The sequence below is a fragment of the Sinorhizobium fredii genome (assembly GCF_002944405.1).
GTDB classification, from domain to species: Bacteria; Pseudomonadota; Alphaproteobacteria; order Rhizobiales; family Rhizobiaceae; genus Sinorhizobium; species Sinorhizobium fredii_C.
In genome coordinates this window covers 182,439-198,102 of sequence record NZ_CP024309.1, presented here as the reverse complement: position 1 = coordinate 198,102, position 15,664 = coordinate 182,439, and the positions used below count along the sequence as shown (strand labels likewise).

Below are 15,664 nucleotides of genomic sequence, written 5' to 3'. Positions count from 1 at the left end.
GCCTCGCCACACCGGGTATGCGATGCCAGCTCATGAGAATCCGATGCGGATTTTCATGGAGGGTTGTGCTGTCGGGTAATAGCGCCGGCCTTTTTCGGCGTCGCCCAGCAACCGCGGCCGCACCCCGGCCTTGTGCATGGTCAGCGCCAAGGCGATGCTGAACTGCACCAGTTCCAGCCATACCAGGTGGTAGCCGATGCAGACGTGTGGGCCGCTGCCGAACTGCAGCATGTCCACCGGCCTGATCGGCCCCGTGCGTTGCAGCCATCGCGCCAGGCGGAACTCATCAGGCGCCTCGTGCAGCAGGGCCGAGGTCGAGAAATGCAGCAGCGGGATGCATAGACTAGTGCCCGCGGGAATGCGCCGCTCGCCGAGTTGCAATTCCTGGGTCGCGCGACGCGGTAAGAGCGAGGACGCCGGATGCATGCGCAGCGTCTCGCGGAACAGCGCCTCGGCGACCGGACACTGCGCCAGGTCCGCGTGCCGGGTCGGCACTGCGCCCACGCGTTGCGCCTCCTCGACCAGGGCTTCCCACAGCTCAGGCCGCCGCGCCAGCTCGATCACCATCCAGGCCATCGTCGAGGCGGTGGTCTCGTGACCGGCAAGCAGCAGCAAGCGGATATTGGCGACCAGGACGTCATCGGAGAGCGCGTCTTCGCTGCGATCGAAGGCGCTTACCATGTCGTTGATCAACCCGGTGCGCACGGCATGCGCGCGCGCGTCGCGGATGAACTCGCGAGACTGCGCGTCGATCCAGTCGCGGGCGGCGCGGCCGCGTCGCAAGGGCGTTCCGGGCAGGTCGACCGGGGGCGCGACGATCAACTGCAGCAGTTGCCGGTACTTGCGGTGCCACTCCGGCAGGTCTTGGGCGGGGATGCCCATGAGACTGAAGGTGAGCTTGAGCATCAGGTCGGCGGTTTCGCGCAGGATAGTTACTTCACCGCGGTCGCGCCACGCCTGCACCCGGGCCCAGATGGCGGGCTCGAACAGCTCGCCAATGCCGGCCTCGGTCAGCCCCCTGGGCAGGAACGCCGCCTTGATCCCATCGCGCGCCTGCCGGTGCGCACTACCGTTCAACGTGACCAACGTTCGGCCAAGGATTTCGGGCGCGATCTCTTCGATCAGCGCCGAGGACACATCCTTGTGCCGGAGCAATGCGAACGCATCCGGATCCAGGCAGGTCATCAGGTGTCCGGCAGGGCCGAAGTCCAGCCAGAAGTGGCTGCCCAGCGTCCGCTCCGCGCGCCGCAGCAGGCGCGGCAGGTCACAAATGATGGCGGGAAGATGCCCGACCACGGGGAAGGCGCCGGGCATGACCGGGATGTCGTACCGCAGCCGGTGCCGATGGTTCAGCGGGTTGAGCAGCATGTCCATCACCTCCCTGGCGCAGCGGCCGCTTCGGCGGTGTCGCCGGCCGGCCGCGCGGCGCGGCTGTTGCCACCATCGGCGTATGTCGGCACATGCGTCAGCATGCCGCCGTCGATGCACACGACCTGGCCGGTGATGAACGCAGCATCGTCGGAGAGCAGGAAAGCCACCAGCGCGGCCACGTCCTCGGGGCGGCCGACGCGCGGCAGGAGCTGGTGCCGGCGCAGATGCCGTTGCATGCACTCGTCCAGCTTGGCGAGGAGACGTTCGGTCATGATAAGACCCGGCGCAACCGCGTTGCAGCGGATCTGCGCGTGACCGTACTGGGTGGCGAGCGAGGCCGACAGCATGTTCATCGCCGCCTTCGACGCGGCGTAGGACGTCAGCGCGGTGTCACCGCTGAGCCCCTGGCACGACGACATGTTGACGATCGCGCCACCGCCACGGGCTATCATCCGTGGGATGGCCTGCCGGCAGCATAGCAGCGTGCCACGCAGATTAGTCGCCATGGTCTCATCCCAAACCGCCAGGTCCAGGTCGAGGATCGCGCCGTCGCGCGGGGTCAGATGCATGGCGCTCGCGTTGTTCACCAGAAGGTCGACCCCACCAAAGTGCCGCTCCGCCGTGTCGAACAGCGCGGCCACCGCCTGCGCATCGGCGATGTCCATGGCCAGGGCCAGGGCCAGCGCGTGGCCCGCTTCGGCCGCGATCTGCGCGGTGCAGGCGATGGCCGCCGAGCCATCAATGTCGGCCACCACCACTCTGCCGCCCTCGCGCGCGATGGCGAGGGCGCATGCCTTGCCGATGCCGGCGCCGGCGCCGGTCACCACGGCCACCTTGCCTTCAAAACGTTCCATCGTGTCCTCCTGGGTCGTGCGGGTCATTCGCGGCATGCCGCTCGGCCTCCGCCGGAGAAGGCGGGAGGGTCGGCGCTGCGCTCGTCATCGCGAGCGTCGCTTTCGATGACCCGAATGGCTGCGACGGGGCACTGGCTGGCCGCGAGCCGCACGGCGGCGTGCAGCGCCTCGGGGACCGTCGCCACGCACACTTCGGCCACGCCGTCCGGTTCGCGCTGGCGAAAGGTGCCCGGGAGCGTCAGCGCGCACTGCCCCGTGGTTCCGCACAGATCCTGGTCGACCACGACGCGCATCTCAGCCCCCCGCGTTCGCGTGCAGCCGCACCGGCAGGGAGCGGAACGTCCTAAGGAACGCGGAGGGCTCCCGGGTCGGCTTCCCGGCCAGTACCAGCGTGGGGAAGCGCGCCTCGATCCGCGGCAGGCTCTCGGCCAACTGCACCCGGGCCAGTTGCGCCCCGAGGCAGAAGTGGATGCCGTGGCCAAAGCTCAGCATGATCTTCCCGTCGGTCGACATGCCAGGACTGGTGCCGTAGAACCGCGCAGGATCGAAACGGTCGGGATCGGCGAAGGCGTCCGGGTCGCGATTGCCGGCCGCGATCAGCACGCGCACGTCCGCGTTCTTCGGGATCACCACGCCGCTCAGTTCGATGTCGCGCTGGGCGATGCGCGGAATGGAGCTGAACATGGCGGGCGCGTCGCAGCGCAGGACTTCCTCGACGAATGCCTCGATCCCCACGGCGTCTCCCTGCAGCCAGTGCCGCTGTTCGGGATACGCCAGCATCGCCAGGACCGCATGGTCGATGGTCGCAGCAGTGGTGGCGAAGCCGCCAAGCAGCATGCCCCACAGCATGCTGATCAACTCCGCATCCGACAGCGTGTCGGCATCGTCGTCGTGTGCGCCGACCAGCATCGACACGATGTCGTGGAGGGGATCGGTGCGCTTGCGCTGTATGAGGTCGCCGAAGTAGGCCTGCACCCGGGCGCTGGCCGCGTCCGCCGCGGCGAGCTGGGGATCGCTGGCGTGCGGGCTCAGGCCTTCCAGAATTGCGCCGATGCCGGCGGCTAGCCCGAACATGTCGTCCTGGGCCATGCCGAACAGTTCGGCGAATACCAGCATGGGCAAGGCCAGCGCGAATTCCCGATGCAGGTCCACCGCTTCCCCACGCTCCAGCGCGGGCGCCATACCGTCCAGGCGCGCTGCGACGATGCGCGCGATGCTCGGCCGCAGGTTGTCGATCTGGGGCATGGTGAAATCGCGCGAGATAAGCCGGCGCAGACGCGTATGCGTCGGTGGATCCTTCATCGCTAGCGTGGACGCCAGCAGATTGAGAGACAGGCTGGTCGCCGCACGCGGGAAATAGCGCGCCAGTTCGCCCGGCGCCGGTCCCCGCAACGCATCGCCCGTGGCCTTGAGCGCCCAGTAGATGTCGGCGTGGCGGCTCAACAGAAAGAGGCCCGACGCCGCGCGATGCACCGGATCGTGCTCGCGCAACCACCGCATGAACGGATACGGGTCGTGGATGCACGCTGGCGACGCCAGGGCGGCGAAGGCGTCCCGGCATGCTGCCGTGGTTTCTTGCACGTCCATCTTGGTTACCTGTTGGCTGTCTGATCTGACCGGCGCCAGGCACGCCAGCAAATTTCGGAGAAGATCGCTATTCCCGGCCGGCCTCCGCGCATCACCAGAGCACCGGGAATTCCTCGAACCCGCCAGTGATGATCTCCTTGCGCAACTTCAGTTCTTCGGGCGCCACGGCTAGGCGCAGCGCGGGAAAGCGCTGGAAGATCGAACCGAACACCACCCTGAGTTCCAGCCTGGCCAGCGCCGCGCCGATGCAGTAGTGCGGCCCGTGGGAGAACGCCAGGTGCGGCTGTTCGTCGCGTCCGATGTCAAAGATTTCCGGGTGGGCGAAATGGCGCGGATCGAACGACGTCGCCGGCAGGCCGACCAGCACCTTGCTCTCCGCAGGAATATGCACGCCCGCAATGGTAACGTCGATCCTCGGATAGCGCATGATGCCGTCCCAGCCCGCGCCCGGCGGGTACATGCGCAGGATTTCCTCCACCGCCTTGTCCACCAGGGATGGATCGCAAACCAGGCGTTCGCGCTGTTGCGGATGGCGGAACATGGCCAGCAGGCCGAATTCGATCTGCGCGACGGTGCTCTCGTGCCCGGCCACCAGCATGCCCGCCGCCAAGCCGATCGCCTCTTCCTCGGTCGCCTTGCCCTGGTCGACCGCCGCGAGAAGATCCGTCAGCAGGTTGTCGCCCGGATCCTGGCGCTTGTCCCGCATCTTGCCCCGAATGTAGGCGCGCAGTTCTTGCCAGGCCAGGCGCGACGCGCTGCGCGGGCCGCTTTCATGCTGGTGCGTCATCACCTCGTCGGACAGCCCCGCGAAAAAGGCGTGATCCTCGTAGAGCACGCCCATCAGCGCGCTGATGACCATGGCCGGAAGCGGAAAGGAGAGGTGGCGCCGCAGGTCGGCGGGCTGCGGCTGGGCAGCCAGCGTCTCGAACAACTGCGCGGCGATTGCCTCGACCTGCTGCGCGAGCAGCTTCACCCTGCGGTCGCTGAAGGCCGGCGCCACGATCGTGCGTAAGCGGCCATGCTCGCCCCCCTCGTGCGAAACCAGCCACCCCGGGGAACCGAGAATCACCGAATCCGGAGTAAATGCCGCCGGCGGCATCCCGGCGGGCCGGAACGCCGCGTCGGACAGCGCCGCCTTGGCCTCGTCGTAGCCTGTCACCCACCAGCCTTCGTGCCCAGACGGGAAGCGCACGCGGTGGATCGGACCGTTGGCGCGTAGCGCCAACATCTCGGGCGAGGGCTCGATGTGATCGACGCGCCACATCGGCAGCGTCGGCACGGGTTGTTCGGACATGGTGGCACTTCACTCTCTAAGCGGTAGAAGGGCGGAAGGTGACCGGCAGGCGCTGCGGGCAGCGAATGACGTGAGACGGCATGTAGACGACGCCCTCCGCGGAGTAGCCCGACTCGATTATCAAGATCGGCAGCGTGTAACTGTCTAGGCGTCGAGATGCAGAGCTTTATCCTTCGCCTTCGAGTTCAGGATAAGGCGAGTATGTTGGGCCTTTGAGTCGCAGCCGGCCATCAAGAATTCCTGCGCAAGGGTCGACAAGGGCAGCGAGCCTGTTTGGTAGGAAGCGGTTTCGCCGAGGCCCCCTTCACGATCGCGGTGTCATCCACGAAATGAAGGTCGGTCGGCGGCTCCCGGCTCGCAACCAAGGAGTTTCAAAACTCGTGCCAAATTGGCCGACCCAGCAGAAGAAAAAAATTGTGTTTGCCTTTCAGCGGCTTAGCCTGAGGCCAGACAAAAGCTCGGCGAAATAGGCCGTGTCGCGGACCAACAAAGGCGACAGAACAGTGTCGGATAGTACTCAGACGCCACGCCGGCCACCTGAGCGTATCGACCCATACGTATGGACCGGCTGCGTTTCGCAAGTGAGGCGTGCAGGGATAGCGGAAGTCGCACATATGTCCGTGGCTTCACGGGACGCTGGCGAAAAAACTTTGGCTGGAGAACCCGCCCCTGCCCGGTTTCGTCACCCACCACTTGGGCGGCAAGCCTTTCTTGCCATTTGAGAATGCGCGAGCCGTAGATCCGTCACCAGACATTGTGTACATGAGCTCACTTAACGCGGACAACAAGGCAGCTGATCAGGCGGCATTCTCCCCGAGATGACGACGGCCTATTGGGACGTTGATAACGAATGTCGCTGCACAGGCATCGTTGTAAGACTGTCTGTCGCGCTGTTCCACGCAACTTCAGTCATCCGTAGAGTGGATCGGCCCCATCCAAATAATCGATTTTGCGGTTCGTTTGGGAAGTTGCATAGGTGTATATGCCCAGGGAGACGTGCCTACACACCGAGCCTCCCAAACATCGGTGTAGGACAGCTCCCCAGACGTGTCCCTGGGTACTCGCTTCCAGATAAAAATCATTTGAGCTCAGCTGGTTTAGTCGAAGCACGATCAAACAAGAGCAAGGGCGATCGTCAAGGACGACGCACACCTTTCGAGGAGGTGAGTGCCTTCGCCGAAAGGTAAAAGGCGAATCTTGGCTCTCGAAAAGGTCAGGCCCACCGCCTCTTCATAAACCGGACCAGACCTCACCTCACTTTCGTTCCGGCTTGAGAGACATTACTGGACTGACTGGGTGTTTCAGTGAGTGAGGTTTGCTTTCAAAGCGGCGCATCGCCTGCGAGTGCTAAAAACTGCGCCTGATCCGACTTGCCTCCACAGTGCACCTGGCCGAGGGATCATCGCAACGCCGCCCAGTCCCTCGGTTTCGGTCGCTGTCAGGTCCGGGCTGTTGCAGTCCAACGGCCGCGCTGGTGCTAGAGACTTGCCTCGGGCAAGCGCCACGGCGAGCATTCTCGCAACACCGAAGTTCTTTGCTATGTTGGCGCGGTTCACTCCACGAAAGACACTCGGTCTTGAAAATTCGATGCGGAACCATGCCGAAATGCTCTATCGAGCAGCCCTGATCAACCTCTCAGCAAGTCTCGTCTTTCGAGCGATGATCTCGGATCCTTCATAGGACAGGTGGCCGCTGTCCCGGTAAAGAAATTTGCCGTCGATCTCGGTCTTGCACGTCGTGTCGTCGCAGAGAAAGTCGTGGTAAGAGACAACCTCCACGTCAGCCTTCACGGCCACTTGGTTCAAGAGCTCCAGAGTGCGGGATCGCATCCGGCGGTAATCGCTCACACGTATTTTACAATCGCTGTAGCGCCCGAGCATAACACTTCCCCTCGCCTTCCGCTCAAGGCAATCGCCGATATCGAAGCTTGCGACTGGTGGGGGAGCAACAATGACCACTCGCCTTCCAAGGGCTCGAACGGCCTCCACGAGAGATTTGATACCCTCAGCCGCCCCATCTACCGAAGTTTCAACCTCCGCGAACGTGTCGCCGTTCCTCTTAAGGAGCATAGAGTCCTTCCCTACGGCGGTGGCAAATGGGCTTGAGATTGCAACGGTTGTTATCTCCGGCTGATTCTTCAGGATGCTCAAGACCCTGTCATTGAAGCGAATACAATCCTCGCCGAAGGCAGGGGGATAGTAGGGCGCGGTTTTTGAGCTCTTCGAGAAGGCAGCAACGCCGATTGCGGGGAAGCACGCGTTCATGGTGACCTGGGCCAGTCCGGCTTCGCCGACTGTTTTGGCCAAGCCCGGAACCAGGGCCATCGCAAACGAATCGCCCCAGACGAGCAACCGTGGTCTGTCCGTCGTCTGGCAGTCCCGCGGGATAGCCTCAGGAGGCGATCCGGGACTAAAAACACATGCGCCTCCCAAGCCATAATTGATCCTGCGGCTCTGATTGAAGTCAACCTTGCTATTGGTTGCGGCAATGGCCACTGCTGGCGAGAAGCCAAGAAAAACCGATGCGGCGAGAAGTCCTGAGGCCATCCGTCCACGAGATGCGACGCCCCCCTTGCGGCACGGCTCCTCCACGAAGCGGTGAAGAGCCAAGCTCGCGACAACTGAGAAGAATACTGCCGCGTAGATCGCAGCCGCAGGAGGCTCTGTCAGCCAAGCAGCCCGAACATACACTAGTACCGGCCAATGGAGCAGATAGAGCGAGTACGAGATGTCCCCGATCCGTGCCATGCCTCGGACCGCCAAACTACTCCTGCTCGGCACAAGCAGGAGGATCAGGGTTGCCAAACAGACCAGTACAGCATCTGCGCCCGGGTGCTGGGAACCAACGGGAGCGATAGGAATAACGAGAAGAAGCAGGAGCGCCGGGATGCGCAGCAGCGAAAGCTTGGCAGCCACGCGAGGGCTGGCCGGAAGCAAAGCCCCGAGCGAACCAATCGCCACTTCCCAAAAGCGGGTCGGCAAAAGATAAAATGCAGCGGATGGGTCACGAGAGGCCACGTATAGACAGAGCGCCAAACTCGTACCGAGGAGCGAGCTAACTCCTAAGAGCCACCATCTCCTGGGAGTTAAAGTCAAGAAAGCAGGAAGAAGCAGATAATACTGCTCTTCGACAGCGAGTGACCAGAAATGCAGGAGGGGCTTCGTCTCTGCCGCCCCGCCGAAATAGTCCGATTGAAACCAGAAAACGATGTTGCCGGTGAATGTGAGCGCCCCGATTACCTGTGTATGGAACTCGCGCAGACCCACATCTGACAGGAATAAAGGCGCAGCAATCGTCGCGAGCGCAATGACGACATAGGCCGCCGGCAACAGACGTTTGGCACGACGATAATAGAATTCCCAAAAGCTGAACCGTGATTGCTCAAGCTGCGTCCTGATCAGACTGGTGATCAGAAAGCCCGAAATCACGAAAAAAATGTCAACACCGAGATAGCCGGCTGCGAACGGCCCAACAGCGGCATGATAAAGGACGACCAGCAAAACAGCCAATCCCCGCAAGGCTTGGATATCAGTTCGAAACGCGCTCGGCATAGAAGCCCTGATGAAATTCCCGATCTAACTGGATGAACTGAGGACGCAAAGAATGTTGGCCAATGACAATTATCCGCACCAAGGATCCGGAGATAACTTTCTTCTGGGGAATGTTTCTGACCATACTTTCGAATATCCGCGCCCCTTGCTCTCTGAGAACTAAGAACGTCGTCGAAGCATGGCGTCGGTGTACTTTCTTTCTGTCAATTCAACTTCTTCTAATGAAGCATGCCCGCTAATTCGTAAAATCGATTGTTTAGATGGCATACATTTACGCTGTAGATCGATTAGACACCCATGAACTCGGCCATGCGCGACGCCCAAGGTAAAAACCTCGGTGATCGCGATCAGCAGCAAAGAACCTCGGTCTTGAAAAGTCGACGCGGAACCATGCCGAAATGCTCTATCGGGCGGCCCTGATCAGCCTTTGAGCAAGTCTCGTCTTTCGAGCGATGAGCTCTGACCCTTCATAGGACAGGTGTCCGCTGTCTCGGTAAAGGTATTTGCCGTCGATCTCGGTCTTGCACGTTGTGCCGTCGCAGAGAAAGTCGTGGTAAGAGACAACCTCCACGTCAGCCTTCATGGCCACTTGGTTCAAGAGCTCTAGAGTGCGGGATCGCATTCGGCGGTAATCGCTGACATGTATTTTACAATCCCTGTAGTCGCCGAGCATAAGGCTGCCCCTCGCCTTTCGCTCAAGGCAATCGCCGATATCGAAGTTTGCGACCGGCGGAGGAGCAACAACGACCACGCGCCTGCCCAGAGCACGAACGGCCTCGACGAGAGATTTGATACCCTCAGCGGCTCCATCTACCGATGCTTCAACCTCCGTGAAGGTATCACCAGTCCTCTTAAGCAGGATAAAGTCGCTGGATACAGGTGCGTCAAACGGGCTTGAGATTGCAACGGTTGTTATCTCCGGCTGATTCTTCAGGATGCTCAAAACACTGTCATTGAAGCGAATACAATCCACGCCGAAGGCACGGGGATATGGAGAGGCTGCCCGCCTCGAGAAGGCAGCAACGCCGATCGCGGGGAGGCACCCGCTCATGGTGAGTTGCGCCAGTCCGGCTTTACCGACTGTTTTGGCCAAACCGGGAACAAGTGCCATAGCAAATGAATCGCCCCAGACCAGCAATTCGGGCCTGTCCGCCGTCTGGCACGCCTCCGGGATAATCTGAGGAAGCGATCCGGGTGTAAGATCACATGCTCTTCCCAAGCCGTAATTGATACGTCTTACGTCGGAAACCCCAACCCTACTTTCGGTTGCGCCAATGTCCACTGCCGGTACGATGGCGAGAAGAGCCGTTGCGATAACAAGTCCTGACGTCATTCGCACATGCGACGTGACGGATCCCCGTCGGAAGGGTTTCTCGACGAAGCGGTGAAGAGCCAAGCTCGCGACAACTGATAAGAAAACTGCCGCGTAGATCGCCACCGCAGGAGGCTCTGACAGCCAAGCAGCCCGAACATAGACCAGCACCGGCCAATGGATCAGATAGAGCGAGTACGAGATGTCCCCGAGTTTTGCCATGCCTCGGACTGCCATACTCTCCTTGCTGGGCGCCAGGAGGAGAATGAGGGTTGCGACGCAAACTAAAGCGGCATCCACGACAGGGTCCTGCAAACCAGAAGGTCCAATGGGAATCAGGAGGAGAAGCCCCAGCGCCGGCAAGCGCAGTGTCGCAAGCCCGGCAGCCACGCGAGGGCTGGCGGGCAACAACGCCCCGATGGAACCGACCGCCATTTCCCAAAAGCGCGTCGGTAAAAGATAAAACGCGGCGGATGGATGACGAAATGCCACGTAGAAACAAAGGATCACACTAGTGACCAGGAGCGAACCAACGCCCAACAGCCACCATTTTTTGGGTGCCAAGGCAAAGAAGGCAGGAAGCAGCAGATAACACTGTTCTTCGACAGCGAGCGACCAGAAGTGCAGAAGAGGCTTCGTTTCTGCCGCTCCGCCGAAATAGTCCGCTTGAGACCAGAGAACAATATTGCCGGTAAATGTCAGCGCCCCGAACACCTGATTTCGGAGCTCCCGCAGACCCACATCTGACAGGAAGAAAGGCGCAGCGACCGTCGTAAGCGCAATGACGACGTAGGCCGCAGGCAAGAGGCGCCTCGCACGGCGATAATAGAATTCCCAAAAGCTGAACTGTGATTGCTCGAGCTGCCTCGTGATGAGGCCAGTGATGAGAAAGCCGGAAATCACGAAGAAAATATCAACGCCGAGATAGCCGAACGGCCCGACGTGGGCGTGATAGAGCACAACCAGCAGAACGGCTAGACCCCGCAAGGCCTGGATATCAGGTCGGAATTCTCGTGACATTGGAGGACCTGTTGATTTTCAATTCAGGTGGATGGTTCGCAAAGGCAGCACTCAGGCAGTGGCTGCATGCTGCAAGAAGGCAAAGTTCATGCCTCTCTGGAGTGCTACATCGCTCAGGTTGCCATTCTTCAGTATCTTCACCGGAAACAAAAAGACGTCGGCGTGGCCCTCGGCCACCGCAACCAGGAATCGGGCAGAAAGCGGATGAGGACCATCGTCGATTGCAGTGGATGCTGCGTGCCGTCTACGCACTCGCGATGCATTCCGGCGTGCCCTGATGAAACCACGCAGCCGGTCGAAATTGAGCGGAGCTCATGTCTGGCTCCGGCCGAACTGACTACTTTCGAACCGCCTTACGTCGAGTGCCCCGTGGCCCTGGAGAATCGCAAAAGTTTTGGTGCGTTCGGCGTGAGCGGCCCGCTGCAATCCACACTTCCACCGCAACACGTGCAAGCCCTCCTCGTCCTCCTTGCTCCCCCTTGAGGGAGGCCGCAATCGAAACTGCGCCCGATAGGAGCGCGTCAGGCGCGGCCGCCATCATCGAGGTGCTCTCCGGTTGCGCTGACATAATCTTTGGCAAGCCCGTTCGATCTGAGCGGTTTCGAGCAATTCCCGTCCCTCCTGCGCTCGCAGTTGATCCCATGTAATTGATTTCCTTCGACCGATGTCTTTCTAATGAGGTGCGCCGCCCAATTCGTAAAATCGAATATTTGGATGGCCCAAATCCGCGTTCTGGATAGACGCTTCCTGAAGCTGTTGGCCCTGCGCAATGATATTGTTGTCGTAGTCAGAGGCACTGCCGACATGTGCGAAAACGTTGTATGTTTAGAGCGGGCTTCGCCCGTCGTACGGGCGAGGAGCGGCACTCCCGCCGGATGGACCGGCAGTCGTCCGCTGGCCACCCATGGCCACGACTTCGAACTGACCAGACGAGAGATCTCAGAGCGGCATCAGCCCGTTCTGCGTAGCTTTGGGCTTCATCAAGGGAACGTCGCACCGCACCTGACGTTATACCTCCGCCTAGCGTGGGTTGAATTCCCGCGAACTTTCCAGCTGGACTCTCGTAGTTGCAGGATTGTCCTGGTGGGCTGGCATGCACGGCGACAATCAAGGTGAGACTCGGCGTCAATCAAGATGAGATTCTTATGTCGCGGTCGCGATGAAGGTATCATGCTGATTGTCGCGCTATATTCGCACCACGAGACGGCTCTCCGCGCCCGATACTCAAACGTCCATCGGGTCGAGGACCATGCTATCGGATTGAAAGAATGTCACAGTTACGAAGTGGCCGGGCCCGTCTGGCGCTTGCCCTGCCTCGACATCGAGAACTCCTTTACCACGCTAAGAGCCGCGAATTGGACGACCTATTCGAAGCTTATGCTGTAGCGGCCGAGACGCTTGAGCGGCATCGGAGGGATTTTCCTCACCGTGAGGAGCTGATAGTCGAATACGTGGATTTATGCCTCGATATCCAAGCTGATGTTTTAACGCTCTTGGAAAAGCTGAAGACTGCAGGGGACTAGGCCTATGTGATATCCAGGTCCGCACGGCCGTCCCTTCTACAGCCGAACGTTCAGCCGCCGGCGAGAGCGAAGAAGAAGCTACGCACAGCTGGCGAGATTCTGCGGCGGCAAAGTGGGGCTGGATTTCAAGATGAGAAAGCACTATTTATGGCTAAGTTAGCTAATCGGGGTTTCCAATGCAGGTGACAATTCACAACGCCAAGACGAACTTGTCCAAACTTATAGAGGCGGCGAAGGCTGGCGAAGAAGTTGTCATCGCCAAGGGCAAAACCCCTGTAGCCCGGATTGTTGCCATCCCGCAAAGCAAGTTCACGATCGGGCTGCTTAAAGGCAAGGTTACAGGAGACGGGCCCGATTTCTTCGAGCCAATGAGTGAGGATGAGTTGGCGCTTTGGGAAGGTCAAGCGTGACGACTGTCCTTCTCGACACCCATGCATGGGCATGGTCGCTGACCGGCGATGGACGCCTATCTGCCAAGGCAACCGCTCTCATCACAGAGGCCGCCAGCGTTTTCGTCAGTCCGATCAGCTTTTTTGAGATAGGGCAGAAGGTTCGTATCGGCAAGTGGCCGGAGATGAAGCCATTCGTCAACGATCTGCCGAGCCTGCTGGTGGAACAGGGTGGCAGAATTGCCGCGCTGGCGCCAGAGATCTGTTTGAAGGGGGCCACACTTGAGTGGGAGCATCGCGACCCATTTGACCGTCTGCTCGCAGCAAGTGCGTTGGATTTTGGAGCCCCGTTGATCTCAGCGGACGAGGTGTTCGATACACTCCCAGCCGTCAGACGGTTGTGGTGAACTGCAATTCGCTCATCGTAGAAACCTTGAAAGCTCCCTGGCCGCCTACCGCCTGTCCATAGATACCGTCCTACACGAAGGTGGTGGTGCCGCACCACCAACGGCTCTGTTTTGCGCCTGAACTGGAATCTTCCAACGTCATGTTACCCGCAAGGGAATCACGCAGAACCAAGCGCCACCATCGCGCGGTTGACAAAGAAGTTTGCCTGAACACCACCAAACAGTGCTGCTGCCATGGGCCTACTCTGACAAGCCAGACGGAAGAGCAGTGACCTCGTCGACTGTGATAGGAGAATCGATGACGTCGTCCACCCCCAAGATCGGCATACCCGTAACATCCACAATGCCTCGGTAAAGGACTGTTATGTCCGTTCTATCAATGTTGGGGTCCGCACTTATCAGGCGTTCCGTGACTCGACTGTCATCTATGACAAGGACGCAGATGGCTTCGACCACCTGAGAAGGCGTAATGTCGATCGTGTCGGAGCTTTCAAGGTAACTTTCGATCATGAACGCCACTGAGACCGCGGGATTTCGGGCAAGATAGACACCTGCTTCGACCGGAAAGTTCTGGGAATCTGGCGGCGCTCCGCCGAGGCCATGCTTCAAAATCGAAGGGAGGTGACGCCGCCATGTAGCGTGGTAATAGGGCATCGGGTACCTGATGTGCTCTGCTATCGGCGGACTATCGTCGCTACGCGGTGAAATGTCCAGCAAAGCTCCGGTGTGAAAAATCGCCGACCGTTCTTAGCTCTAGCCAAATGCCGAGCTGGCGCTATTGACATCTATCAACGTGTGATTGGAACAGCGCTTACACCCGAAGAGGGCACGCGATCGGAACTCCAAGCGCTCCTGTGGGCCCTGCCGCCGAATTTACTGAACGCGCTCGGGCCTTTCCATGCCTGAACCAGCAAGGATGGCATGCCTCCCTTTAGAGCCATGGCCCTGAAGAAGTCCGCAGATCGGAGGTGAGCAGGTCAATACTCGTGCTGGTCTGTCCGACGAGGGGCTCGGTCGTGGGAAGGGGCGAAGCCATACGCGACGCCTCCTCTACTATCATCTCGCGCAGCCAAAGACTGGCCGGATCACTATCGTGAAGCGCGGGCCATTGAGCCGCCTCGATAATTGGGGGGAGTGGCAGGGGAAGCTCGACAATCTGCAGCGGTATTGTTTTTGCGAAAAGCTGCGCCAGCCTTAAGGGCATGGTTCCTATCCGCTCGGTGCCGAACAGCATAGGCGGAATCATGCTGAAACCCTGTACGACGACGTCGATCCGTCTCTTCAGACCGTGCTCGAGCAGATACCATTCCTCGAGGCCTGGCCTTCGGCTATTGCCGAACTTGACCGCAACATGCCCCATCGACATATATCTCTCGAATGTAAGTGGCTCCGACAGTTGCTCGTTCGTTCGGCAGCCGACGCAAACATATTTATCGCCGAAAAGCCTTGTTCGAGGATTAGTGCTCGACATCAACATTTCCGGCAGGATTAGCACATCGACGTCGCCGCGCCGGAGAAGGTCCTCATTGTCGTCCGCGGGAGGCCGACAATCGAAGCTGACGCCAGGAGCTTCCCGCGCCGCACGCTCCACGATCTTTTCGAAAAACACGAGCGTGACGTAATCGGAGAGCACGATTTTAAAGCGGCGATTTGAGTCGGCCGGTTTGAACGCCTCCCAGGAAACAATGGAGTGCTGGATCTGCAGCAGAGCCTCGCGCACTGCGGAGGCGAGCCCTTCCGCACGCGGCGTCGGGATAAATTCGCGCCCCGCCATTGTGAACAGCTCATCACGAAAATAGCTGCGCAACCGGGCAACGGCCGCGCTCATCGCCGACTGGCTGAGATTGATGCGGCGCGCCGCCGCCGTAAGATTACGCTCGCTCATCAAAGCGTCGAGCGCGACGAGGAGATTTAGATCAAGGCCCTTGAACCGCATGCGTCATCTATCCAAAACGTGGATGGTTGCCATCCCAAACTACCAGCATTCTTAATTAGTAATACAAATTGTTCGAAATCATGGCAGCCCGCCCGGCCCGGTCGGCCTCAACGAAGGACCAAGCAAAAACGTGACACTGGAGCTGCGCGGCATCGCAGTTCAACATGATCCACATCCGCAGACACATATTGAATTTGCTGGTGGATGGGGACGGCGAACTGAAGACATCAGCGGCCCGGCTTAATTCGTCCCGCGAAAACTTGTTGCCCGACGATCGAAGAGATTGTATGCAAGAAGCTCTTCAACCAGATGCTGCGTGTCGGTTATCGAAGCGCAAAGTCGCCGCTCGCATGAAACTCACGCGTTGAAGAAGCAACCTTGCGATACTATCCATAGCCTGGATGCATTCCATCCAAACAT

10 protein-coding genes and 2 pseudogenes are annotated in these 15,664 nt (G+C 60.0%); 3 read left to right on the top strand and 9 right to left on the bottom strand.

Annotated elements, in window-relative coordinates:
- Positions 1 to 30: 30 nt before the first annotated feature.
- The 8 genes and pseudogenes from NXT3_RS22125 to NXT3_RS22090 form a co-directional block, all read right to left on the bottom strand.
- Positions 31 to 1,374, bottom strand: a complete 1,344-nt coding sequence (locus NXT3_RS22125; RefSeq protein WP_104840480.1) for a cytochrome P450 — start codon at positions 1,372 to 1,374, stop codon at positions 31 to 33.
- Complete coding sequence (locus tag NXT3_RS22120) at positions 1,374 to 2,225, bottom strand: SDR family oxidoreductase (protein WP_104840479.1); 852 nt, start codon at positions 2,223 to 2,225, stop codon at positions 1,374 to 1,376. Before NXT3_RS22120 ends, NXT3_RS22125 begins: the two co-directional genes overlap by 1 nt.
- A pseudogene (locus tag NXT3_RS22115) lies at positions 2,212 to 2,518 on the bottom strand (ferredoxin). Before NXT3_RS22115 ends, NXT3_RS22120 begins: the two are co-directional and overlap by 14 nt.
- A gap of 1 nt (position 2,519) precedes the next feature.
- On the bottom strand, positions 2,520 to 3,812 hold the full coding sequence (locus NXT3_RS22110) for a cytochrome P450 (RefSeq protein ID WP_104840478.1): 1,293 nt from the start codon (positions 3,810 to 3,812) through the stop codon (positions 2,520 to 2,522).
- A gap of 91 nt (positions 3,813 to 3,903) precedes the next feature.
- Positions 3,904 to 5,106 (bottom strand): cytochrome P450, encoded by a 1,203-nt coding sequence (locus NXT3_RS22105; protein ID WP_104840477.1) that lies wholly within the window; start codon positions 5,104 to 5,106, stop codon positions 3,904 to 3,906.
- A gap of 16 nt (positions 5,107 to 5,122) precedes the next feature.
- A pseudogene (locus NXT3_RS32640) lies at positions 5,123 to 5,209 on the bottom strand (cytochrome P450); the annotation flags it as partial.
- 1,507 nt (positions 5,210 to 6,716) lie between these two features.
- A complete protein-coding gene (locus NXT3_RS22095; protein WP_104840476.1) occupies positions 6,717 to 8,657 on the bottom strand; it encodes an acyltransferase family protein in 1,941 nt (646 codons plus the stop codon).
- A 403-nt stretch (positions 8,658 to 9,060) separates the two neighbouring features.
- Positions 9,061 to 10,989 carry an acyltransferase family protein gene (locus tag NXT3_RS22090; protein WP_104840475.1) on the bottom strand — a complete coding sequence of 643 codons (1,929 nt, stop codon included), beginning with the start codon at positions 10,987 to 10,989 and terminating at the stop codon, positions 9,061 to 9,063.
- Between the two features lie 66 nt (positions 10,990 to 11,055).
- On the opposite strand from NXT3_RS22090, the gene NXT3_RS31780 reads away from it, so the two are divergent.
- The 3 genes from NXT3_RS31780 (at position 11,056) to NXT3_RS22075 (ending at position 13,308) form a co-directional block, all read left to right on the top strand.
- Positions 11,056 to 11,472 (top strand): hypothetical protein, encoded by a 417-nt coding sequence (locus NXT3_RS31780; protein WP_158665391.1) that lies wholly within the window; start codon positions 11,056 to 11,058, stop codon positions 11,470 to 11,472.
- Between the two features lie 1,216 nt (positions 11,473 to 12,688).
- Positions 12,689 to 12,922: a type II toxin-antitoxin system Phd/YefM family antitoxin gene (locus tag NXT3_RS22080; protein WP_104840474.1), complete on the top strand. Its 234-nt coding sequence runs from the start codon at positions 12,689 to 12,691 to the stop codon at positions 12,920 to 12,922.
- The gene (locus tag NXT3_RS22075) at positions 12,919 to 13,308 is read left to right on the top strand and encodes a type II toxin-antitoxin system VapC family toxin (protein WP_037381379.1); all 390 of its coding nucleotides are present in this window, start codon (positions 12,919 to 12,921) and stop codon (positions 13,306 to 13,308) included. Before NXT3_RS22080 ends, NXT3_RS22075 begins: the two co-directional genes overlap by 4 nt.
- A gap of 931 nt (positions 13,309 to 14,239) precedes the next feature.
- Here NXT3_RS22075 and nodD2 read toward each other — a convergent pair.
- Positions 14,240 to 15,244 carry a transcriptional regulator NodD2 gene (nodD2, locus tag NXT3_RS22065; protein ID WP_104840472.1) on the bottom strand — a complete coding sequence of 335 codons (1,005 nt, stop codon included), beginning with the start codon at positions 15,242 to 15,244 and terminating at the stop codon, positions 14,240 to 14,242.
- Positions 15,245 to 15,664: the final 420 nt, after the last annotated feature.